This window comes from Roseburia faecis (genome assembly GCF_001406815.1).
GTDB classification, from domain to species: domain Bacteria; phylum Bacillota; class Clostridia; order Lachnospirales; family Lachnospiraceae; genus Roseburia; species Roseburia faecis.
In genome coordinates this window covers 1-307 of record NZ_CVRR01000097.1, presented here as the reverse complement: position 1 = coordinate 307, position 307 = coordinate 1, and the positions used below count along the sequence as shown (strand labels likewise).

The following is a 307-nucleotide window of genomic DNA, read 5'->3' as shown; positions in this document are numbered from 1 at the left end:
CGTCCGGTCTTGCAGCACATGTGATGTATTATAAATATGTCATGTCCATGCCCTTATACCGTCAGGAGAAGGACTTTGAACACCTTGGGGTAAAGATCAGCCGTACGACCATGGCCAGTTGGACCATCTACTGCGCAGAGAATTACTTTTTGCCAATGTATGAATATCTGCACCGGAAACTGTTGAAACGCAGATATCTGATGGCAGATGAGACTCCGATCCAGGTATTAAAGGAAGAAGGCCGCAGACCACAGAGTAAATCTTATGTCTGGCTGGTACGAACTGGTGACAATGGTGGGATTCCTAT

General features: G+C 46.3%; 1 protein-coding gene. It reads left to right on the top strand.

The features are described from left to right. Positions 1 to 307 (top strand): IS66 family transposase (locus M72_RS16140; protein WP_141652775.1); only part of this gene is annotated, 307 nt, incomplete at both ends.